This window comes from Mycolicibacterium rhodesiae (assembly GCF_002086695.1).
GTDB classification, from domain to species: domain Bacteria; phylum Actinomycetota; class Actinomycetes; order Mycobacteriales; family Mycobacteriaceae; genus Mycobacterium; species Mycobacterium rhodesiae.
Map to the genome: position 1 here is coordinate 121166 of NZ_MVIH01000009.1, position 21860 is coordinate 143025.

22 protein-coding genes are annotated in these 21860 nt (G+C 66.1%); 11 read left to right on the top strand and 11 right to left on the bottom strand.

Features of this window, described 5'->3' with window-relative positions; translation table 11 throughout:
* Positions 1-31: 31 nt before the first annotated feature.
* The 4 genes from BST42_RS19085 to BST42_RS19100 form a co-directional block, all read right to left on the bottom strand.
* Complete coding sequence (locus BST42_RS19085) at positions 32-673, bottom strand: sensor domain-containing protein (protein WP_083120955.1); 642 nt, start codon at positions 671-673, stop codon at positions 32-34.
* A 4-nt stretch (positions 674-677) separates the two neighbouring features.
* Entirely contained in the window at positions 678-1106 is a 429-nt protein-coding gene (locus tag BST42_RS19090; protein WP_207569533.1) for an organic hydroperoxide resistance protein, read from the bottom strand.
* Positions 1107-1188: 82 nt separating this feature from the next.
* Positions 1189-2637: a catalase gene (locus BST42_RS19095; RefSeq protein WP_083120877.1), complete on the bottom strand. Its 1449-nt coding sequence runs from the start codon at positions 2635-2637 to the stop codon at positions 1189-1191.
* Positions 2638-2785: 148 nt separating this feature from the next.
* The gene (locus tag BST42_RS19100) at positions 2786-3223 is read right to left on the bottom strand and encodes a hypothetical protein (protein WP_083120878.1); all 438 of its coding nucleotides are present in this window, start codon (positions 3221-3223) and stop codon (positions 2786-2788) included.
* Positions 3224-3376: 153 nt separating this feature from the next.
* Here BST42_RS19100 and BST42_RS19105 point away from each other — a divergent pair, with 153 nt between their 5' ends.
* The gene (locus BST42_RS19105; protein WP_133057482.1) at positions 3377-3598 is read left to right on the top strand and encodes a hypothetical protein; all 222 of its coding nucleotides are present in this window, start codon (positions 3377-3379) and stop codon (positions 3596-3598) included.
* Between the two features lie 19 nt (positions 3599-3617).
* On the opposite strand, the gene BST42_RS19110 is transcribed toward BST42_RS19105, so the two are convergent.
* From BST42_RS19110 to BST42_RS19120, 3 genes are all read right to left on the bottom strand, one after another.
* Positions 3618-4685, bottom strand: a complete 1068-nt coding sequence (locus BST42_RS19110) for a DUF4185 domain-containing protein (protein WP_207569537.1) — start codon at positions 4683-4685, stop codon at positions 3618-3620.
* 87 nt (positions 4686-4772) lie between these two features.
* On the bottom strand, positions 4773-5807 hold the full coding sequence (locus BST42_RS19115; RefSeq protein ID WP_083120880.1) for an aspartate-semialdehyde dehydrogenase: 1035 nt from the start codon (positions 5805-5807) through the stop codon (positions 4773-4775).
* Between the two features lie 2 nt (positions 5808-5809).
* A complete protein-coding gene (locus BST42_RS19120) occupies positions 5810-7075 on the bottom strand; it encodes an aspartate kinase (RefSeq protein ID WP_083120881.1) in 1266 nt (421 codons plus the stop codon).
* A 96-nt stretch (positions 7076-7171) separates the two neighbouring features.
* Between BST42_RS19120 and BST42_RS19125 the strand changes: the two genes are divergently transcribed.
* Positions 7172-7861 carry a nitroreductase family protein gene (locus tag BST42_RS19125; protein WP_083120882.1) on the top strand — a complete coding sequence of 230 codons (690 nt, stop codon included), beginning with the start codon at positions 7172-7174 and terminating at the stop codon, positions 7859-7861.
* Here the strand turns inward: BST42_RS19125 and BST42_RS19130 are convergent.
* Positions 7802-8245 carry a hypothetical protein gene (locus BST42_RS19130; protein ID WP_083120883.1) on the bottom strand — a complete coding sequence of 148 codons (444 nt, stop codon included), beginning with the start codon at positions 8243-8245 and terminating at the stop codon, positions 7802-7804. The two genes, BST42_RS19125 and BST42_RS19130, sit on opposite strands and share 60 nt — an antisense overlap.
* 133 nt (positions 8246-8378) lie before the next feature.
* Between BST42_RS19130 and BST42_RS19135 the strand changes: the two genes are divergently transcribed.
* The 7 genes from BST42_RS19135 to BST42_RS19165 all read left to right on the top strand — a co-directional run bounded on the left by BST42_RS19135 (position 8379) and on the right by BST42_RS19165 (position 15790).
* A complete protein-coding gene (locus BST42_RS19135; RefSeq protein WP_083120884.1) occupies positions 8379-9632 on the top strand; it encodes an ammonium transporter in 1254 nt (417 codons plus the stop codon).
* A gap of 94 nt (positions 9633-9726) precedes the next feature.
* Complete coding sequence (glnT, locus tag BST42_RS19140; RefSeq protein ID WP_083120885.1) at positions 9727-11034, top strand: type III glutamate--ammonia ligase; 1308 nt, start codon at positions 9727-9729, stop codon at positions 11032-11034.
* Positions 11035-11054: 20 nt separating this feature from the next.
* Positions 11055-11948 (top strand): class II glutamine amidotransferase domain-containing protein, encoded by an 894-nt coding sequence (locus BST42_RS19145; protein ID WP_083120886.1) that lies wholly within the window; start codon positions 11055-11057, stop codon positions 11946-11948.
* Positions 11936-12622, top strand: a complete 687-nt coding sequence (locus tag BST42_RS19150) for a GltB/FmdC/FwdC-like GXGXG domain-containing protein (protein ID WP_083120887.1) — start codon at positions 11936-11938, stop codon at positions 12620-12622. The genes BST42_RS19145 and BST42_RS19150 overlap by 13 nt, the downstream gene beginning before the upstream one ends.
* Positions 12623-13957 carry an FMN-binding glutamate synthase family protein gene (locus BST42_RS19155; RefSeq protein WP_083120888.1) on the top strand — a complete coding sequence of 445 codons (1335 nt, stop codon included), beginning with the start codon at positions 12623-12625 and terminating at the stop codon, positions 13955-13957.
* Positions 13954-15141 carry an NAD(P)/FAD-dependent oxidoreductase gene (locus BST42_RS19160; protein ID WP_083120889.1) on the top strand — a complete coding sequence of 396 codons (1188 nt, stop codon included), beginning with the start codon at positions 13954-13956 and terminating at the stop codon, positions 15139-15141. The genes BST42_RS19155 and BST42_RS19160 overlap by 4 nt, the downstream gene beginning before the upstream one ends.
* Entirely contained in the window at positions 15116-15790 is a 675-nt protein-coding gene (locus BST42_RS19165) for a type II toxin-antitoxin system RelB family anti-toxin (RefSeq protein WP_083120890.1), read from the top strand. Before BST42_RS19160 ends, BST42_RS19165 begins: the two co-directional genes overlap by 26 nt.
* On the opposite strand, the gene BST42_RS19170 is transcribed toward BST42_RS19165, so the two are convergent.
* A complete protein-coding gene (locus BST42_RS19170) occupies positions 15762-16649 on the bottom strand; it encodes a hypothetical protein (RefSeq protein WP_083120891.1) in 888 nt (295 codons plus the stop codon). The genes BST42_RS19165 and BST42_RS19170 overlap by 29 nt on opposite strands.
* Before the next feature lie 192 nt (positions 16650-16841).
* Here BST42_RS19170 and leuA point away from each other — a divergent pair, with 192 nt between their 5' ends.
* Together leuA and BST42_RS19180 are read left to right on the top strand one after the other, a co-directional pair.
* A complete protein-coding gene (gene leuA, locus BST42_RS19175) occupies positions 16842-18719 on the top strand; it encodes a 2-isopropylmalate synthase (RefSeq protein ID WP_083120892.1) in 1878 nt (625 codons plus the stop codon).
* 10 nt (positions 18720-18729) lie between these two features.
* Positions 18730-19116 carry an SHOCT domain-containing protein gene (locus tag BST42_RS19180; protein ID WP_083120893.1) on the top strand — a complete coding sequence of 129 codons (387 nt, stop codon included), beginning with the start codon at positions 18730-18732 and terminating at the stop codon, positions 19114-19116.
* A gap of 66 nt (positions 19117-19182) precedes the next feature.
* Here the strand turns inward: BST42_RS19180 and BST42_RS19185 are convergent, their stop codons facing one another.
* Both BST42_RS19185 and BST42_RS19190 read right to left on the bottom strand, forming a co-directional pair.
* Positions 19183-19386, bottom strand: a complete 204-nt coding sequence (locus BST42_RS19185) for a hypothetical protein (protein ID WP_083120894.1) — start codon at positions 19384-19386, stop codon at positions 19183-19185.
* A 119-nt stretch (positions 19387-19505) separates the two neighbouring features.
* On the bottom strand, positions 19506-21821 hold the full coding sequence (locus tag BST42_RS19190) for a putative bifunctional diguanylate cyclase/phosphodiesterase (protein ID WP_237159506.1): 2316 nt from the start codon (positions 21819-21821) through the stop codon (positions 19506-19508).
* Between the last annotated feature and the right edge of the window lie 39 nt (positions 21822-21860).

Consider the following 21860-nt stretch of genomic DNA (forward strand, 5'->3'; position numbering starts at 1 on the left):
CTGACCCGTTGGTGACGTTCACCCGACCTCGCTATAAACCCAGTGTGTTCTGCATCGCGCCGGCCAGTACATTCACCGCCGGCCCGCCGTTGCCGGACTGGCAGACCTTGGCCTGCAGCAGCACGTTTTCCCGCAACCGCGTCTGGGTGAAACACCGCCGATCGGTTTCTGCTTCCTGTTTGACCCACACCGCGTCGGTGGCGGTTGGGGCCGCACCACCGAACGACCACACCTGAGTGGTTCCGTCGTCGAGGTGCATGGCGGTGGTCTGACCAGCGCACCCGATGGTGCGGTCGACGACGCGGTGGTAGGCGCGGGTGGCGGCGTCGGCGGTAGCGAAGACCCCGATGGCCTGCTTGACCAGGTGGTTCTGGTCGGTGGCCGAGGTTTGGGTCACGGCGCTGTTGAACGACGCCAGGTCGGGATCGTTGAACACCTCGGGCAACCCGATGTCGGCCCAGTTGTTACAGACCGGCAGATCGACCCAGAACCTCTGCACGGGATCGGTGCTCACCGACTCCCACGTCATCGGGGCTCCGACGATGTTGCCGACCGAACCTTTGGCGAGGACGGCATAGGAAACCACGCCCGGGTCCGCCGGACGGGCCTGCGCCGGGGCCGCGACACACACGCCTGCTGCCAACACTGCGGTCGCCGCGGCGGCGGTGCGCATCACATCAGACCTTGGCGGTCAGCGTGACGTCGATATTGCCGCGGGTGGCCTTCGAATACGGGCACACCTGGTGAGCCTTGTTCATCAGGTCTTCGGCCTGGCTCTGTTCGAGTCCGGGGAGGTAGCCGATGAGGTGGGCGTTGATGCCGTACCCGCCGTCGGCATCCTTGCCGAAGCCGACCTGCGCGGTGATGCCCGATGCGCTATCGAGCTTGATCTTCTCCGAGCGCGCCACCAGTTGCAGCGCGCCCAGGAAGCAGGCGGCATAGCCCGCCGAGAACAGTTGCTCGGGGTTGGTGCCCTCGCCGCTGCCGCCCGCTTCCTTGGGTGGCCTGGTGTCCAGATCGATCCGGTTGTCCGACGACTTCACGTGGCCGTCACGCCCGCCGCCACTGGCCGTCGATTCCGCGGTGTAGATGACCTCGATGCTCATGGCTTCGATCATGCCAGGCCGCGAGATCGACATGAAGGTCGCGAAAGTTCGGCAGTCACAACCCTCATGTCGATGTCGGCGGTCAGCCGGTCTTGCCTCGCACGCCTTCCTCGATCTTCTTGCCGAGATCGGCATCGATGTTGCGCCAGTACTCGAACACCCGGGACAGCACCGGCTCCTTGACGCCCTTGGATACGTGACCGATGACGTTGTGCGCCAGCCGGTCTCGGGCATCGTCGTCGAGAACCTCCCGAACCAGGGTGCCGGCCTGACCCCAGTCGTCATCGTCTTGACGAAGGGCGTAGGCCGAGCGGACCATGTCGCCGTCGGAAGCCCAGTGCACCTCAGCCGCCCGAGCGGGATCGGCCTGCGGGCCTCCGACCGAGTTCGGCGCGTACACCGGGTCGGTGACGTTGCGCATCCGCATCGCACCGTCCTTGGAGTAGCTGTGCACCTCCACCCTTGGCGTGTTGACCGGGATCTGCTTGTAGTTCACCCCGAGCCGGTGCCGATGGGCGTCACTGTAGGAGAAGCCGCGCGCCAACAGCATCTTGTCCGGACTCAACCCGGTGCCAGGCACGATGTTGTTCGGTTCGAAGGCAGCCTGCTCCACTTCGGCGTGGTAATCGGTGACGTTGCGGTTCAACGTCATTCGGCCAACTTCGTGGAGCGGGTAGTCGCTGTGCGGCCACACCTTGGTCAGGTCGAACGGATTGAACCGGTATGTCTTGGCGTCCTCGAACGGCATGATCTGCACGTGCAGCGTCCAGCTCGGGAAATCGCCGCTCTCGATGGTGTCGAAGAGGTCGCGCTGGTGGTAATCGCCGTCGCTGCCTGCCAATTCGTCGCCTTCCTCCTGGGTGAGGAATTCGATGCCCTGGTCGGTCTTGAAGTGGTATTTGACCCAGAACAATTCGCCGGCCGCGTTGATCCAGCTGTAGGTGTGACTGGAGTAGCCGTTCATGTTGCGCCACGTCTTCGGAATGCCGCGGTCACCCATCAGCCAGGTGACCTGGTGCGCGGATTCCGGTGAGAGCGTCCAGAAGTCCCACTGCATGTGGTGATCACGCAGGTTCGACGACTGCAGCCGCTTCTGCGAGCGGATGAAGTTCTGGAACTTCATCGGATCCCGCAGGAAGAACACCGGGGTGTTGTTGCCGACGAGATCGAAGTTGCCCTCGGATGTGTAGAACTTCAGTGCGAATCCGCGGGGATCACGCCAGGTGTCTGGGCTGCCGCGCTCGCCGGCGACGGTGGAGAATCTGGCCACCATGTCGGTCTTGGTGCCAGGCTGCAGGAACGCCGCTCGGGTGAATTTGCTGACGTCCTGCGTCACTTCGAACGTTCCGAACGCGCCACCGCCTTTGGCGTGCGGCTGCCGCTCCGGGATACGTTCGCGATTGAAATTGGCCATCTGCTCGATCAGGTAGTGGTCCTGGAGCAGGATCGGGCCGTCCGGCCCTACGGTCAGGGAATGCTCGAGGCTCGGGGCTGGAGCACCTGCATCGGTCGTCGCAAAGTTTTCAGTCATCGTCTCCCCTATCTGGTGTCAGCGCCTTTCGGAAGGCGTGTACCCAAGACCCGTTCTACTCTCCCAAAGCGACGCCGGGGGGATCCTGAACAGCAGGGTGCCCAGCGTCCCTGGGGGGAGAGGGACGCTGGGCACGTCTACGGCGCGGTCAGGGCCGCGGTGTCGGGGCGGCGCTGCCGCCGGGCCCTGCGCCGCCCGGCCCTCCTGGCCCGAATCCGGGGCCGGGGCCCTGCCCGCCCGGGCCACCGGGACCCATCGGACCCCAGGGTCCTCCGCCGGGCATCATCATCCCGGGGCCGCCGGGTCCGCCCCGGTGGTGGAACTGCTGGGAATCACCACCCTTGCCGTGGTGGTACCAGCCGCCGTGGCCGCTGGCGCGCCCGAGGACGAAACCGGTGAAGAAGACGGCGCCGACAATGAAGACGGTGCCGGCGACGATCGCCACCCAGGCAACGGCCTGGTACAGCCGGTTCGGTCGGGTGGCGACCGGGACCGGGCCGTAGTACGGCGGTGGCGGTGGAGGCGGATCGAGAGTGGCGACAGGGCTGGTCGCGGGCTCGTCGGCCCGCTCGGGTGTTTCGGTCATGAATCGATGATGCGAGCCTGCCGCCCAGTGCGGGTTAAGTAGCGCCTTTGAGTTGGCTATGAATGGAGCGCTCTGCGGCCCGGTACGCGAACTGGACAGTGCCAGCGAACTTTGCAACGATGTCGCGGGGGTTGCCGTGAAGGAGTGTCCGCCGTGTTGTTGTACCTCTATCTCACCGGCACGCCACTATTCGCTTTTCTGGCCTGGGTCTTCTCGGAGGCCTTTCACCCAGGTGATGTGGTCCGAGCTCGGGTACGCCTGCCGCTGATACTCACAGCCGGGATGCTGTGGCCGGTGTTGCTGGTGGGGGTTGCCCAAATTCAGGTCATGCGTATGAGAGCGAAGCTGGTCGACCCGGAGGCCACCCCCGCCTGAGGGCAGCTGACCGCAGGAATCACCACGGCTTGATCGGGTTCACCGCGAACTGCAGCACGCGGTACGGTGCGCGGTCACGCGGCGTGGTGTTCCACTGGCTGATGAACACCCGCACCTCGTCCAGCGTGGAACCGGGCGAGATGTAGCCCCCGTAGGGCTGCGCGAGCCGATTGTCATCCGACGGCGGCAAGCTATCTTCGGGGTCTGGCCAGTCGCCGGCCTGCACCACCGTTGTCACCGGCGCGGTGCCCAAACCCGTCGGGTCGTAGGCCACCCGCATCTCCATGTTCCCGGTGCTGGCATTGAAATACGACAGCACCGGCTTTCCGTCGACCTCCCGCAGGCTCATCTCACCGACCTTGTCGGGCCATAATGGCGTCGGCGTCTTGTTCCAGCCGCCACCGGGACCGGCCGCCCAGCCCTGCCAGCGTGCGCGGTCGGTGAAAGTCTCTCGCGTGGCGCGGTAGAGCATCACCGGCCCGGACCGGTCGAAGTTGTTGGCCACGATGTACACCCAGCCGGTCTGCGAGTCCGGCGTCGGAATCGGATCGTAGTAGCCGCTGATCTGGGTCTGACGGCCCCCGGCGTAGGAGGCGGGTCGCTGCGAACCCGCAACCGTCTGCCAACCACCCTGCCCGGCAACCGCTTTCACCAGCCGCGACGTCTGCGGCACCAGGTCTTTGGTGGTGGTCACCAGCAGATAGTTCTGCCGGTTGATCTGCACCACACCCGCGGGCAGTTGCGAAGCACCCGGCGGCTTGGGGTCGGCCAGCAGTGGCTTGTCCACCCCGACGACACCGGTGTAGCGAATACCTTCGGGATCGTCGACCGAGTCGCCGGCCACCCGCAGCGCGACCGGTGAGAACCACCCGCCGAACCCGACGCCCTGGCCCGCGAAGCTGTCACCGCAGATCTGGAGCAATTCGGTTGGGAATTCCATGAACTCGCACAGATCGGTGGCGCCGATGCCGTAGTCGCGGGTCGGCGTCCCGGTGCCGGCGATCGGCCCGATCCGCACCACCTGGCCCGGCGCCAGCGGCGAGAGGATCGGGTCAGGAACCGGGCTTGGCGGGTCGGCGCTTGCCATTGGCGCCAGGACCAGCGCCGAGATCGACGAAATGGCGCACGCCACTCGCACTTTCGCGCCCAAACTCACGCTTCGGCGCAAAGTAGATCAGAGCTCGGCGGCCAGCAGCTCGGCGATCTGAATGGTATTGAGGGCAGCACCTTTTCGCAGGTTGTCACCCGAGAGGAACAGCGCAAGGCCGCGACCGCCCGGCACGCCGGGATCCTGGCGGATCCGGCCTACCAGGGTCTCGTCCATCCCGGCGGCGGCCAGCGGCGTGGGCACGTCGACCAGCTTCACCCCGGGCGCACCGTCGAGAAGGGCAGTAGCCCGCTCCGGCGAAATCGGCTCGGCGAACTCGGCATTGATCGACAGCGAGTGCCCGGTGAACACCGGCACCCGCACGCACGTGCCGGACACCGCAAGCTCGGGGATGCCGAGGATCTTGCGGCTCTCGTTGCGCAGCTTCTGGTCCTCGTCGGTCTCACCGGAACCGTCGTCGACCAGCGATCCGGCCAGCGGAACCACGTTGAACGCAATGGGCGCAACGTATTTCACCGGAGCCGGGTACTCCAGCGCCGAGCCGTCGTGCACCAGTTCCTCGACACCGTCGATCACCGCGCGGGCCTGAGTGGCCAGTTCGTCGACGCCGGCCAACCCGCTGCCCGACACCGCCTGATACGTCGAGGCGATCATCCGCACCAGCTGAGCTTCGTCGTGCAGCACCTTGAGCACCGGCATCGCGGCCATGGTGGTGCAATTCGGGTTGGCGATAATGCCTTTCGGGCGGTTGCCCGCGTCGCGGGCGAAGTTCACCTCGGACACCACCAGCGGCACCTCGGAGTCCTTGCGCCACGCCGACGAGTTGTCGATCACGACCACACCGGCAGCGGCGAACCGCGGCGCCTGCACCCGCGACATCGTCGCACCGGCCGAGAACAACGCGATGTCCAGGCCTGAGGGGTCAGCCGTCTCGGCGTCCTCGACCTCGATCTCCTGGCCGCGGAACGACAACTTCTTGCCCGCCGACCGCGACGAGGCGAAGAACCGCACGCTGGTGACCGGGAAGTCACGCTCCTCCAGCAGAGTTCGCATCACCTGACCGACCTGGCCGGTGGCTCCGACTACACCGATAGAGACCATGGTTACCGCCCCGTCCCGGCGTAGACGACGGCCTCTTCCTCGCCGCCCAGGCCGAACGCCTCGTGCAACGTGGCCACGGCCTTGTCCAGCTCAGTGTCCTTGACCAGCACCGAGATTCGGATCTCAGAGGTCGAGATCAGCTCGATGTTCACCCCGACCTCGGCGAGCGCCTCACAGAACGTCGCGGTCACACCCGGGTGGCTGCGCATCCCGGCACCCACCAGCGACACCTTGCCGATGTGGTCGTCGTAGAGCACCTTCGTGAAACCGATCTCACCCTGCAGCGCGGTGAGCTTCTCCACCGCCGTCGGCCCGATGTCGCGCGGGCAGGTGAACGTGATGTCGGTCTTGCCGTCCTCGACCTTGGAGATGTTCTGCAGCACCATGTCGATGTTGATGTCGTTGTCGGCGACCGCACGGAACACCTTGGCGGCGTAGCCGGGCACGTCGGGCAGCCCGACAACGGTGACCTTGGCCTCACTGCGGTCGTGGGCAACTCCGGTCAGGATGGCGTCTTCCATGGGGATGTCCTCGATAGATCCTGTGACGATCGTGCCGGGCTTGTCGGTGTACGAAGACCGGACGTGAATCGGAACGTTGTAGCGGCGCGCATATTCCACACAGCGAAGCATGAGCACCTTCGCGCCGCAGGCCGCCATCTCGAGCATTTCCTCGAAGGAGACGGTGTCCAGGCGGCGAGCGTTGGGCACGATGCGCGGGTCGGCGGTGAAAATGCCGTCGACGTCGGTGTAGATCTCGCAGACGTCGGCGTTGAGCGCGGCGGCCAGCGCGACGGCGGTGGTGTCCGAGCCGCCGCGGCCCAGCGTGGTGACGTCCTTGGTGTCCTGACTGACACCCTGGAAGCCGGCCACCAGCACGATCTGGCCCTCGTCGAGCGCCGATCGCAACCGGGTGGGCGTGACGTCGATGATCTTGGCGTTGCCGTGGGCACCGGTGGTGACGACGCCGGCCTGTGATCCGGTGAACGACCGGGCTTGCGCACCGAGGGACTCGATGGCCATTGCGACCAGCGCGTTGGAGATCCGCTCACCGGCGGTCAGCAGCATGTCCAGCTCGCGGGCGGGCGGTGCGGGGCAAACCTGCTTGGCCAGATCCAGCAGTTCGTCGGTGGTGTCGCCCATCGCCGAGACGACCACGACGACGTCGTTGCCGGCCTTCTTGGTTTCGACGATGCGCTCGGCGACGCGCCGGATCCGGTCGGCATCGGCCACCGAGGATCCGCCGTACTTCTGCACGACGAGCGCCACTGTCTGCCCTTTCGAAGTTGAGGGATATCGGCATCAAGGATAAGGGGTCACCGCACCTGCTTTTTCCGCCCCGATCGGCGGCGTAACGTCGCGGCGGTGCCTGACCAACCCGCGGATCGTCATGCCCGGACCCGGGTGCCGATCCATCCGCCGGTCGCCGGACGGTGGAGTCCACGCGCGTTCGACCCCGACGCGATGGTCACCTCCGAGCAACTGATCGCCCTGCTCGAGGCCGCTCGCTGGGCCGCGACCTGGGGGAATCGCCAACCGGTCCGGTATGTCGTGGGCTTCCGGCGGGCGGGAGCGCAGCGACCCGGGGATCAACCCAGCGGTCAGGAGGCCTTCGCCACCATCGCGGGGCTGTTGAAGCGGGGCAACAGCTACGCCCGCGCGGCCGGTGCGCTGATCCTGGTGTGCGCCGATGAGGGTGAGGACGAGCGCACGGCGCTGTATTCGGCGGTCGATGCGGGTGCAGCCATCGCGAACCTCTCGGTCCAAGCCGTTGCCGATGGTTTGATCGTGCATCCGATGGCCGGCTTCGACGTCGACGGCGCCCGCACCGCATTCGACCTGCCGGACGGGCTGCGCCCACTGGCGGTGGTGGCTGTCGGCGCGCTCGGCGACTATGCGCAGGTGACGCCGGAGATCGCCGAACGCGACGGCCGGCCCAGGGACCGTCTGCCGCTCGAGCAGATCGTGCTCAACTGGTCAGGAGCATGGCCGTCGTCAGGAGCAGGTGCGTCGCAGCTCGCCGAGCTTGGCGACGATCCGGTCGTTGAGCAGTGACATCTCGTAGACCTGCGGCGGGGCCGGTGCGCCGGGCGCACGGTTCTGGGTCTGGGACCGCAGCGTCGGCAGCCCGCTGACGAACTGGTTCGCCAGTTGCGCCACCTCGGTGGCCTGTGCGGCCAGCCCCGGATCGGTCACCTTCTGCGCCCGCTCGGCGAGGCCGTCGGCCCAATCCTTGTACGCAGTGTCCTCGGCAACAGTCGGCACGCCCTCGTTGCCCTTGGAGTCGATCTTCGCGGCCTGGGATCGGCTGAAGTCGAGGAAGTCGATCACCGGCTTGCACTTCTCCGGCGGCCCGTCGAACCACTTCGAATAGATGGCGAAGCCGACCGCGATGACCACCACGGTGATGGTGAGGACCCAGCGCGGACGTCGGTGCATGGTCGCCCAGCGTAGCGAAGCGTCAACGTTTAACGCGGCGGCAACACCACGAGGGCGTCTACGTAACAGAAACATCGTTCACTGCCGGTGAACGGCCCAACCATGGACGGGCCGCCCACCCGCAGGAGATTAGATGGATACAGGGACCACAGCATTCATGCTGTGTTGCATCATCGGGCTGACGATGATGATCCCGGGCCTGGCGCTGTTCTACGGCGGCATGGTCTCGGTCAAGAGCTCCACCAACATGATGATGATGACGTTCGGCGCTGTGGCCATCGTCGGAGTGCTCTGGATTTTGTTCGGGTTCTCCATGACATTCGGTACGTCCTACGGAGGATTCGTCGGCAGTCTGACCGAGTTCGCCGGCATGAAGAACCTGCTGGAGTCGCAGACCACCATCTCCGGTCTGCCGGTCAGTTTGTTCGCGTTGTTCCAGGCGCTGTTCGCCGCGATCACCGTCGCACTGATCTCCGGTGCGGCGGCCGACCGGATGAAGTTCGCGGCGTGGATGGTGTTCGCCACCGTGTGGGCGGTTCTGGTCTACTTCCCCGTCGCACACTGGGTGTTCGCGTTCAACGGCGTGGTCACCCCGGACGCGGTCGGCGGCTGGATTGCCAACAACCTCAAGGCAATTGACTTCGCCGGTGGCACCGCGGTGCACATCAACGCCGGTGCAGCCGCACTCGCCGTGGCCATCGTGCTCGGCAAGGGCGCCAGCTGGGGCAAGCTGCGCAAGCCGCACAACGTCCCGCTGACGCTGCTCGGCGCCGGACTGCTGTGGGCCGGCTGGTATGCGTTCAACGGCGGTTCGGCACTGGCCGCGGGCAATTCGGCGGCCATCGTCATGGTCACCACGTTCGTCGCCACCTGCGCCGCCACGCTCGCCTGGCTGGCGGTGGAGAAGTTCAAGGACGGCCACGTCACCGGCGTCGGTGCCGCGGCGGGCGCCATCACCGGCCTGGTCGCGATCACCCCGGCCTGTGGTTCGGTGACACCGGTCGGCGCGATCATCCTCGGCCTCGTCGCAGGCGCCATCTGCCCATTCGCCGTGGGCCTCAAGGAGAAGTTCGGCTATGACGATTCGCTCGACGTCGTCGGCGTGCACCTCGTCGGTGGTGTCATCGGCACCCTGCTGATCGGCTTCCTGGCCAGCGACACCATGCCGAACAAGGTCAACGGCTTCTTCTACGGTGGCGGTTTCGACCAGCTGTGGCGCCAAGCCGTGGCGGCCGGCGCGGTGATGATCTATTCGTTCGTCATCGCATTCGTCATCGCATGGGCCATCAAGAAGACGATGGGCATCCGCATCTCCTCCGAAGAAGAGGAGAAGGGTATCGACACCCACGTCCACCGCGACCCGGCGTACGAGCTCGAGTACGCCTGACGAGGACTCGAGCCGGGCGCGGCACCTCCTTCCCCCGCCCGGCTCGAGCTCCTCGCCGTCTTCTCCCCATTGATCAAAGAGTTTGTTGGAGAACATGTCTGCCACACTCGCTGAGCTGGCCGAGGCCTCAGCAACCAAGTTCATCCTTGCGTTGTTCGTCGACCTCCGCGGAAAGCCCTGCGCCAAGCTCGTTCCCGTCGAGGCCGTCGACCTGCTGGCCACCGAGGGAGTCGGCTTCGCCGGATACGCCGTCGGCGCCATGGGTCAGGAGCCCAAAGACCCTGACCTGATGGCGATCCCGGACCCCGCGTCGTTCACCCCGATCCCGTTCATCAAAGACGGCCTGGCGATCGTGCACTGCGACCCGCACGTCGAGGGCCGGCCGTGGCCGTATGCGCCGCGGGTGATCCTCAAGTCACTGATTCAGCGGGCCGCCGATGCCGGCTTCGAACCGTGGGTCGGCGCGGAAGTCGAATACTTCCTTCTCACCCGCGGCGCGGACGGAAGCCTCGCGACCGCAGACACCGCGGACACCGCGGCGCAGCCGTGTTACGACGCGCGCGGCGTGACCCGGATGTACGACCACCTCACCGCGATCTCGACGGCGATGAACACCCTCGGCTGGTCCAACTACGCCAACGACCACGAAGACGGCAACGGTCAGTTCGAGCAGAACTTCCAGTTCGCCGACGCGCTGACCACTGCCGACCGGGTGGTGACACTGCGCTACCTGCTGTCGATGATCGCCGCCGAACGCGGCATGGTCGCCACCTTCATGCCCAAACCCTTCTCCGATCGGACCGGTAGCGGCCTGCACCTGCACCTGTCGCTGACCAGCGGCGGCACCCCGGTGTTCCCGGAGGAGTCCGACGATCGCGGGCTGGGCCTGTCACCGACGGCGTATGCGTTCATCGGCGGCATCCTCGACCACGCCTGCGCACTGCAGGCGGTCGTCGGACCAACGGTCAACTCCTACAAGCGAACCGGAGCACTGACGACCGCCTCCGGCGCGTCCTGGGCCCCGCGCCTGCCCACCTACGGCGGCAATGACCGCACCCACTACATCCGGGTCCCGGACTCTGCGCGCGTGGAGTTGCGTGGCGGCGACGGGTCGGCCAACCCGTATCTGGCCATCGCGGCCGCACTCGGTGCCGGTATCGACGGCATCAAACGCAGCACCGACCCCGGCGCGATCGGCAATACCGACGGCCGCACAGCCCTGCCACCGACCCTGCTGCACGCCGTCGAGGAGTTCGAGGGTGACCCGGTAGTCACCGGTGTGCTCGACACCGTCGGCGACGGAGTCGCCAGCTACTTCGCCGGCATCAAGCGTGACGAGTTCTTCGCCTACCACAGCGCGGTCAGTCCGTGGGAGGTCGACCAGTACCTGACCGCATTCTGACCTCCGAGGAAGGAACAACCATGTGCGGGATCGTGGGTTTGCACCTGCGCAACCCCCAGCTGTACCCCCGGCTCGGCGAATTGCTGACCGGGATGCTGTGTGAAATGTCCGACCGGGGAAGCGATTCCGCCGGAGTTGCCGTGTACGGTGATCCACGCTGGTCGCCGCCGGGCAAGGGCACCGTCTCGGTGCTCGACGTCGACGACAGCCCGGACCAGATGGCCGAGGCGCTCCATGCAGCGCTCGGCGAGGTATCGGTGCACCGCGTTGACGAAACGCTGCTGGTGTCGGCCGATGTCGCGCCCGAGACGCTGCACGCGGCGATCACGGCGCACTATCCGCATGCGCTGATCGCGGGGTTCGGTGCAAATGTGGCTGTGCTCAAGGGAGTCGGGCATCCGAAGGCGCTCACCGAGGCCTGGGGACTGGCTCATGCACAGGGTTGGCAGGGCGTAGGCCACACCAGAATGGCGACCGAGTCGGCGGTGATACCGGCCGGGGCGCACCCGTACGCGGTGGGCCCGGATCAGTGCCTGGTGCACAACGGGTCATTCGCCAACCACGCCACCATCCGCCGCGACCTTCGGGCTCAGGGTGTCGTCTTCGACAGCGAGAACGACACCGAGGTGGGCGCGCGCTTCGTTGCCGACCAGCTGGCGCGGGGCCGCGACGTCGAGACCGCGCTCAAGGAATTGTGTGCCACCTTCGACGGCTTCTACACGCTTCTGGTGTCCAACCACGATTCGTTCGCCGTTGTCCGCGACGCGATCGCCTGCAAGCCGGCCGTTATCGCCGAGACCGACGACTGGGTGGCGATGGGCAGCGAATATCGGGCGCTGGCAGGACTTCCCGGTGTCGAGAAAGCGGTCATTTGGGAGCCCGAACCCGAGGTGGTGTACGCATGGACGAGGTGACGAGCTTCGATCTCAGCACTACACCGCTGCGAGAGGTCAACGGCGCCCTGCACGCGCCGGGTCTATCCGGTGAGTTCGCGATCACCAATCCTGCCGGCGCGCACAACGTCGCGGTGGGCCTCGACGCCCCGGTCCGGGTGCGGATCGACGGCCACGTCGGGTACTACGCCGCCGGGATGAACAAGCAGGCGGAGGTCATCGTCGACGGCAACGCGGGGACCGGTGTCGCCGAGAACATGATGAGCGGCACCGTCTGGGTCAAGGGCAATGCGTCCCAGTCGGCGGGCGCCACCGCGCATGGTGGCCTGCTGGTGATCGAGGGCAATGCCGCTGCGCGGTGCGGAATCTCGATGAAGGGAGCTGACATCGTGGTGGGCGGCAGCGTCGGACATATGAGCGCGTTCATGGCCCAGGCCGGCCGGCTGGTGATCCGCGGCGATGCCGGTGAGGCACTGGGCGATTCGATCTACGAGGCCCGCCTCTATGTTCGCGGCGAGATCGCCTCGCTCGGGGCGGACTGCGTCGCGAAGGAGATGCGTGCCGAGCACCACGAAGAACTCGGCCGCCTGCTCAAGGCCGCCGGATTCGAAGACGACGACACCAGTTCCTACACCCGCTACGGCTCGGCCCGCCAGCTCTACCACTTCCACATCGACAACAGCTCGGTTTACTAAATGACATACACCCAAGACGACCGTGCCCGCCTCGGCCTGCGCGAGTCAGCGACCTTCGATCGCGCGACGATCGCGGGCATCCAGCGAGCCGCCGACACCGGTATCTACGACATTCGCGGCTGGGGCGCCAAACGGGCACTCCCCCACTTCGACGACCTGTTGTTCCTCGGCGCATCGATGTCGCGCTACCCGCTGGAGGGCTACCGCGAGCGGTGCGGCACCGACGTCGTGCTCGGCGACCGTCACGCCAAACACCCTCTGCACCTGGATATTCCGGTGACAATCGCCGGCATGTCGTTCGGCGCACTGTCCGGGCCTGCCAAGGAGGCGCTCGGACGCGGTGCCAGCGAGGTCGGTACCTCGACCACCACCGGTGACGGCGGTATGACTCCGGAAGAACGCGGGCAGTCCAAATATCTGGTGTATCAGTACCTTCCGTCGCGGTACGGGATGAACCCCGACGATCTCCGCAAGGCCGACGCCATCGAGGTGGTGCTCGGTCAGGGCGCCAAACCCGGCGGTGGCGGAATGCTGCTGGGGCAAAAGATCTCCGAACGGGTGGCAGCCATGCGTACCCTGCCCCAAGGCATCGACCAGCGCTCCGCCTGCCGACACCCGGATTGGACCGGACCCGACGACCTGACCATCAAGATCAACGAACTGCGCGAGCTCACCGACTGGGAGAAGCCGATCTACGTCAAGGTCGGTGCCACCCGCACCTACTACGACGTGAAGCTGGCGGTGGCGGCGGGCGCCGACGTGGTCGTCGTCGACGGCATGCAGGGCGGTACCGCCGCCACCCAGGACGTGTTCATCGAGCATGTCGGCATCCCGACCCTCGCCGCGGTTCCGCAGGCGGTGCAGGCGCTCTCCGAACTGGGGGTCCACCGCAAGGTGCAGCTGATCGTGTCGGGCGGTGTTCGCACCGGCGCCGACGTCGCCAAAGCGATGGCTCTGGGTGCCGACGCAGTGGCGATCGGCACCGCGGCGCTGATCGCGTTGGGCGACAACGACCCGAAGTATGCCGCTGAATACGAAAAGCTCGGCAGCGCAGCCGGTTTCTACGACGACTTCCAAGACGGCCGAGATCCGGCCGGGATCAGCACCCAGGATCCGGAGCTTGCGGCCCGCCTCGACCCGATCGAGGGTGGCCGCCGCCTGGCCAATTACCTGCGTGTGCTGACCATGGAGGCTCAGACCATCGCGCGCGCGTGCGGTAAGGCCCACCTGCTGCACCTGGAACCCGAGGACCTCGTCGCGGTCACCATCGAAGCTGCGGCGATGGCGCGGGTTCCACTGGCGGGGACGTCGTGGATTCCCGGGGCGGGACTGTGACCGAGACCGCCGATGTCGTCATCGTCGGTGGCGGCATCGAGGGCTGTGCCGCCGCCTGGGCGCTGAGCCAGCGCGGGATCACTGATGTCGTTGTCCTCGAACGTAATACCGTCGGCTCCGGGATGACCGGCAAGTCGAGCGGGATTGTGCGTTGCCACTACGGGGTGAGTTCTCTGGCCGCGATGGCCACCGTCGGGTTGGAGGTGTTCGAAAAGGCGGACGAGATTTTTGGCGACGACATCGGCTTCCGCCAAACGGGATACGTCGTCGGTGTCGGCGAACCCAACGTCGAATCCTTGCGCCTCAGCATGGCCGCGCAGCGAGCGGTCGGCGTGCAGACCGAGGAGATCGACGCCGCTGACGTGGCGCGGTTGTGGCCGTGGGCCGACCTGTCCCCGTTCGCCGCGTTCGGGTGGGAGCCGCGTGGCGGGTACGGCGACGCCTACCAGACCGCCCAGGCGTTCGCTCTCTCCGCCCGGGCGAGCGGTGTGCGAATCCGCCAGGGCGCCACGGTCACCGGGCTGCTGACCGACGGTGACACCGTCACCGGGGTGGCGCTGGCCGACGGCAGCCAGATCAGCGCGGGCCGCGTCGTCGTCGCCACCGGGGTATGGACCCAGCCATTCCTGGCCCCCTATGGGGTCGACGTGCCGATCCGGGTGGTCCGCGAACAGATCGTGATGATCTCTCCCGGGGTCGACCTCGGACCAGTGCCGGTGTTCTCCGATCTGGTGTCACTGCAATACGTACGCCCCGAGGTCGGCGGTGACGTGCTGTTCGGCAACAGTGACCTGTCCGATGTGCTCACCGCCGATCCCGACGACTACCTCAACCGGGCCACCGAAGACTTCATCGATCTCACCGTCGACAAGGTCGGCACCCGGTTTCCCGGCTTCACCGACGCGGCCATCACCTCGAGCTATGCCGGGTGCTACGACGTCACCCCGGACTGGAATCCGGTCATCTCGGCCGCCGGCCGCGACGGGCTGTTCGTGGCCGCCGGCTTCAGCGGTCACGGGTTCAAGATCGCGCCGGCCGTCGGGCGCCTGGTCGCCGACCTGCTCGTCGATGGCCACAGCAGCGATCCGCGGATACCCGAGACCGATTTCCGGCTGTCCCGCTTCGCTGAAGGGGAGCTACTGAAGAGCCCGTATCCGTATGTCGGTGCGGGGCAGATGCGATAGTGCGCTTGTGACCGATCTGCTCCGCAACCAATCGGGGACCGCCCGCGATCGCGACCCGCACGAGCCGGTCGCGGATGTGGAGTTCGAGACCGCGATCGCTCGCAACGTGCGGCAGCTACGCCAGCAGCTGGGGCTCTCCGTCGCCGACATGGCGAGCCGGGTCGGCATCTCGAAGGCGATGATGAGCAAGATCGAGAACGTTCAGACCTCACCGAGCCTGTCCACGCTGGCCTTGTTGGCCAAGGGTTTTGACGTGCCGGTGAGCACGCTGTTCCGTGGCGCCGACGTGGAGCGGCCGGCAGCGTTCGTCAAAGCGGGCACCGGGGCGCGGATCGTGCGCAACGGCACGAAGGCCGGTCACGAGTACGAACTGCTCGGATCGCTGCGCGGCGAGCACAAGCGGCTGGAATGCCTGCTGGTCACACTGTCGGAGAAGAGCACGACCTATCCCCTGTTCCAGCATCCCGGCACGGAGTTCATCTACGTACTCGAAGGCGTCATGGACTACGCCCACAGCCGCTCGGTGTACCGGCTGCATCCCGGCGATTCATTGCAGATCGACGGTGAGGGCGCGCACGGTCCCGCGGATCTGATCGAGGTGCCGATCCGATTCCTATCGGTTATCGCGTTTCCCGATTCCCAGGTCTAGCCGACTGGCCCTTGCCGTCCGAGGTCACCTTTCGGACCTCGGAGCCGGCGGCTTTGCGCGTCGCGCCGGGCCGCTTGCCGCCGCTGGGTACCACGGTCTGCTGCGCGCCGGGGACCAGCCGTGACCGTCGGCTCTGGCCGACCGCCGACGTCCCGGCCTCCGACGGCGAAGCGGCGGCGGACGGAGTTGACTGCGCGGACTGCGTCGGTGCACCGGCAGCGGCGGGCTGCGGAGACTCGGCGGGCGGCGTGATCTGCAGCGCTTTGGCGATCGACGGCCCGACCGACAACAGGTAGCCGAGCGGGCCGGGATTCAGCAGTCCGAAGGCCAGCTGAAAGAGCGGGGTCGAGCAGCAGTTGAATGTGGTGTTGAGGTAGACCGCGGGTGCATCGATGAACGCCTGCAGCACGGTCTGCGGGGTGGACGGGTACTTGGCGGTGTCGGCGATGAGCTGCACGATCATGACGCCGGGAGCGATGAACGGGCCGATCAGGCTGAGCGGCGCCATCACCGCGAGGGTCGCGATGACGCCGGCCACCGCTGCGGCGTGATCACCCATCGTCTGCGCGATCTTCAGCGGGGTGCCCCCGTCCTGCCCGGCGAGCCAGTGCGAATAGGTGGTGAAGTTCTTCGCCACCTGGGTCAGGATCGGCGCAGGCGGGTAATTGGCGACCAGCGAGACGAGATTGGCCAGGTCGGCCGCGACATTCGTCTGCAGGGTCTGCCACACGCCGGTGAGGGCGACCGGGACGGCCCGCGTGGCAGGTGCCGGATGGACGGGCAGCGGCGCCAGCGCGATGGTCGCGGCGGCGGTCACCGACACCCCGGCCGCGAGGACGGAGCGAACACTCAATTCCACGAATAACCCCCGATCACGGCTTGCGACGTCGTCAATTTACCCTGCCAGCGAATACTTGGTTCCGGTATTGAACTCGCGCTTTGGCCTGGTGGGGCAACCGGAGTACAGTACGGACTTGTGCAGCGGGTGCTCCTCCTCGGACGCCGCGACGGGGTCTGATCCAGACTGGCTTCCCGTCGCGGGTGTTTCGCGATGCGCCGGTCTGAATCCAATCCAAGACACCCGGAGCCAATCGTGACCACCCACAAGCCGTCCTTTGATTCAGTGGACGCCTACGTATCTGCCCGCACCATCTCCACCCCCGCCGGCCCGCGACGCGACGGCCAGCCTTCGTGGAACACCCAGCGCAATTCGTCGATGCCGGTCGACCGGTACCGCTCGTTCGCCGCTGAAGTCGAACCCGTCACCTTGGCCGACCGCACCTGGCCCGACAAGGTCATCGAGCACGCGCCGCTGTGGTGTGCGGTCGACCTGCGCGACGGCAACCAAGCCCTGATCGATCCGATGAGCCCGGCCCGCAAGCGCCGCATGTTCGAGCTGTTGGTCAACATGGGCTACAAGGAGATCGAGGTCGGTTTCCCCTCGGCCAGCCAGACCGATTTCGACTTCGTCCGCGAGATCATCGAGCAGGGCGCGATCCCTGACGACGTCACCATCCAGGTGCTGACGCAGTGCCGCCCGGAGCTGATCACCCGCACCTTTGAGGCCTGCGCAGGAGCGCCGCGAGCGATCGTGCACTTCTACAATTCGACGTCGATCCTGCAGCGCCGCGTGGTGTTCCGAGCCGATCGCGAGGCCGTCAAGAAGATCGCCACCGACGGCGCCCGACTGTGCGTGGACGAAGCGGCGAAATACCCCGACACACAATGGCGATTCGAGTACTCCCCCGAGTCCTACACGGGCACCGAGTTGGAGTACGCGGTCGAGGTCTGCAACGCCGTTGCCGAGATCGTGCAACCCACCCCGGACGTGCCGCTGATCGTGAATCTGCCTGCGACTGTCGAGATGGCCACTCCCAACGTGTATGCCGACTCGATCGAATGGATGCACCGGCACTTGACCCCGCGGGACTCGATCATCCTGAGCCTGCACCCGCACAACGACCGCGGAACCGCAGTCGCCGCAGCAGAATTGGGCTACCAGGCCGGCGCCGACCGGATCGAGGGTTGCCTGTTCGGCAACGGTGAGCGCACCGGCAACGTCTGCCTGGTGACGCTGGGGCTGAACCAGTTCTCCCGCGGTGTGGATCCGCAGATCGACTTCTCCAACATCGACGAGATTCGTCGCACCGTCGAGTACTGCAACCAGCTGCCCGTGCACGAGCGCCACCCCTATGGCGGCGACCTGGTGTACACCGCATTCTCCGGCAGCCACCAGGACGCCATCAACAAGGGCCTGGACGCGATGAAAGTTGCTGCCGACGAGGCGGATTCGGACGTCGACGACATCCTGTGGCAGGTCCCCTACCTGCCGATCGATCCCAAAGACGTCGGCCGCACCTACGAGGCTGTCATCCGGGTCAACTCGCAGTCCGGGAAGGGCGGCGTCGCCTACATCATGAAGGCCGACCACGGACTGGTGCTGCCGCGCCGGCTGCAGATCGAGTTCTCCCAGGCCATTCAGGCGATCACCGACGGTGAGGGCGGCGAGGTGTCGCCCAAGGAGATGTGGGACGCGTTCGCCGACGAATACCTGTCCCCGATTCGTCCGTTGGAGCGCATCCGCCAGAAGGTGGTCGGCGCCGAGGTCGACGGTGGTATCGACGTGATCGAGGCCGTCGTCAAGATCGACGGCACCGAGACCGAAATCACCGGACAGGGCAACGGACCGCTGGCCGCGTTCGTCGACGCTTTGGGCACAGTCGGTTTCGACGTCAGCGTGCTGGACTATTCCGAGCATGCGATGTCGGCCGGTGAAGAGGCCGCTGCGGCTGCCTACGTCGAAGCGTCCATCGGCGGGCGCACGGTATGGGGCGTCGGCATCGCGACGTCGATCACCACCGCATCACTGCGGGCTGTCGTCTCGGCCGTCAATCGTGCGGCCCGGATCGGTGTTGTCCCAACGACTTAAGGAGTAGGTCATGGACTGGGGTTCGACGTGGGATTTCCTGTGGCACTTTCTGATCATTTTCGCCTGGATCGCCTATCTGCTGGTGCTGTTCCAGATCCTGGTGGACCTGTTCTGGCGTGACCACACGACATCCGGCTGGATCAAGGCAGTCTGGGTGATCTTCCTGATCGTGTTCCCATGGCTGACCGCGCTGGTCTACCTGATCGCACGCGGTCAGGGCATGACCGAACGGGCGCGGGAAGCCGCGATGGCCGCGAAGAAGGACACCGACGCCTACATTCGGGAAGCTGCCGGGCGTTCTCCCGCACAGGAGATCGAGCACGCCAAGCAGCTACTGGATGCCGGGACCATTTCCCCACAGGAGTTCGAGTCGCTGAAGGCCAAGGCCCTCAGTTAGTTCGAGAACACCGCATCGAGCACGCGGTCGACCAGCCCGGCCGGGCATACCCGTCGGGCTGGTCGATCAGGGCACCGCAGGCACCATTGTCGTGGTCACCGCCCCGGAAACCTCCGCAGGCGGTGGCGGGGTGGGGGTGGGGAATTTCGACTCCTGACCCGAATCGGCCGTGGTGTGGGTGGTGGCGGTGCCGGCACCATCGGTGACGGCGAACAACGCGAGCATCGCGATCGCCACCGCACCCATCGCCGCGGTGAGTGTCTTGTTCATCTTCAGCCTCCTGCCAACAATGCTGTCAGTGGCCCCAACTCGACAGAACGCCAACATATTTCGCCTGAAGCCCCGCCTCAGCGTCTTGGCGACAGATACACAGGATCCTGCGAGGGTTGCTACGGCCGCGCTTGAGCCGCCACCAACTCCGATATGTCAGTCGAAGAGACCGGCATCGAGAAGTAATAGCCCTGTCCGATATCGCAGCCGTGTTCGCGTAGCCATGAGGCGGTTTCGGCGTCCTCGACACCCTCGGCGACCACCGTGATCCCCAGATTGTGAGTCAGATGGATCACGGCGCTGACCACGGCCGCCGCCCTGGCATCCGTCGCGACCGAGGCGATGAAATGCCGGTCGAATTTCACTTCGTCGATCGGCAGATCGCGCAGGTAACTCAAAGCTGAATAGCCGCTGCCGAAATCGTCGATCGCAATCCGGATCCCGTCGTCGCGCAGCTGTTGCAGCACCCCGGTCACTCGGCCCACCTCGTCGAGCACCAAGTCCTCGGTGATCTCGATGGTCAACAATCCGGGGGGTAGATTCCGTTCCTGGAGTACCCGTCGCACCGTGTCGGGCAGCCGCGCGTCGCGCAGCAGTGGCGCGAACAGGTTCACCGCGACCGGGACTTCCAGTCCCATCGACATCCACCGCGCACAGTCATCGAGAACCTTCCGGAACACCAAATCGGTGACCGGCCGCATCAACCCATGTCGCAGAATCAGCGGCATAAACGCCCCTGGCCGAAGCACATTCAGCCGCGGATGCGGCCACCGCAGCAGCGCTTCCACACCCGCGATGCGTCCGGTTCTGAGGTCCAGCTTGGGTTGGTAGACCATGTCGAGGCCGCCGCGGTCGATGGTCCTCCGGAGTTCACCGAGCAGCCGCACCTGTTCGGCTCCGCTCTTGGCCGACCGGGGTTCACCGTCGCGGGCCAGCTCCTCGATGTCCGGATCCAGCAGCGTCATGTCCGCGCTGAACGTGTGCACCGTCGAGCTACGCGATCGCTTCGCGAAGTACATTGCGGTGTCGGCCTGTTTCACCAGATCTTCGGCCGTTATCCCGTTGTCCGTCAACGACGTAACGGCCATCCCTGCGCTCGGATGCATCAGCACTTCATGTCCGTCGATCAGGAACGGGGCGTCGAATGCGGCGATCACGCGCTCGCACACCAGATGCGCCTCGTCGACGTCACCCTCGAGCAGCAACGCGAATTCGTCACCGCCGAGCCGTGCCACGGTATCGCCGGCGCGAAGACAACTTGCGATGCGTTCGCCAACCCGGATCAGCAGGCTGTCGGCAGCCGGATGACCCATGCTGTCGTTGATCAGTTTGAAGTCGTCGAGATCCAGCGACAACACCGCGACGCACCGGTTGTCGCGGCCGCGCAACGCCATTGCGTGCGCCAGCCGATCCTGGAACAGGGTGCGATTGGCCAGCCCGGTCAACGGGTCACGCAGCGCCTGATCGGCTGCGGCCGCGAGCAATCGCCGGTTCTCCCAGCCCGAGAGCACCTGCCGGGCGCAGATAAGGGTCATCAGGACGGGAACAAGGATCCGCAGTAGACCGGTCATGACGATCGCCGGACCCACCGTGCCGGCGATCAGCAGCGGCATATAGGGCAGCCACAAGGCGATCGAGGATTGCGGTACCGGCGTCGGCGCAACCGGTGGGCGCGGCCGGCGGCTGAGCAACGCGGCCGCGCCGAAGCACGACATGCCCAGTACCCAGCCAATACTCGTGATGTGCCCCGGGTGATACCGGTTGGAGCCCTGCAGGACGGCGAACGCCACCCCAGAAAACGCCATGAGCGTCACCCCTCCCATGAGGAGCCACATCACAACGCTGTTGCCGGAACCCGATCGGACGACGAACACCACCGCCCCGACGAACACGAACAGGATGAACAGCGGATACAACAGCGCGCGGCCCTGCTCGGCGCTGCCGACCCCGGTGGCTTGATACACGTTGCCGAGCACCACCACCCACAGCACGAGGAACAACGACGTCGCGACGATCAACGCGTCGAACAGCAGCCGGACACGGGAGCCCTGTGTTGGTTCGGCCGGGAATTGCAGGAAAGCAACCGGGGCCAACACGACGAAGATCAGGTAGAGAAAGTCCGCCGGCGACGGGAACAAGCTACGTTCCAGGACCAGAGTGAGGTACGCGCGCGTCAACTCGCCAACGGTCCACGCCGCCAAGGCGATGGCCATGATGGTCCAGGCGAGGCGATTTCGTCCGTGCGCCGCACGGGCCGCGACAACCGCGCACACCGCTGCGTATGCACCGAACGCGGCGAAAGCCAACCCGTCGACGATGCGGACGACATCGTCACCGCCCCAGTTGAACGCGAAACCCAAAGCGAGCAGCAGACAACTGAGCGCCGAGACGCCGATGGTCGCGGCCGACTGCAGCATGCTCCCGCGATCGACCACGCGTCATCACCTCGGTGGACGATGCTATCGGTGCGACCA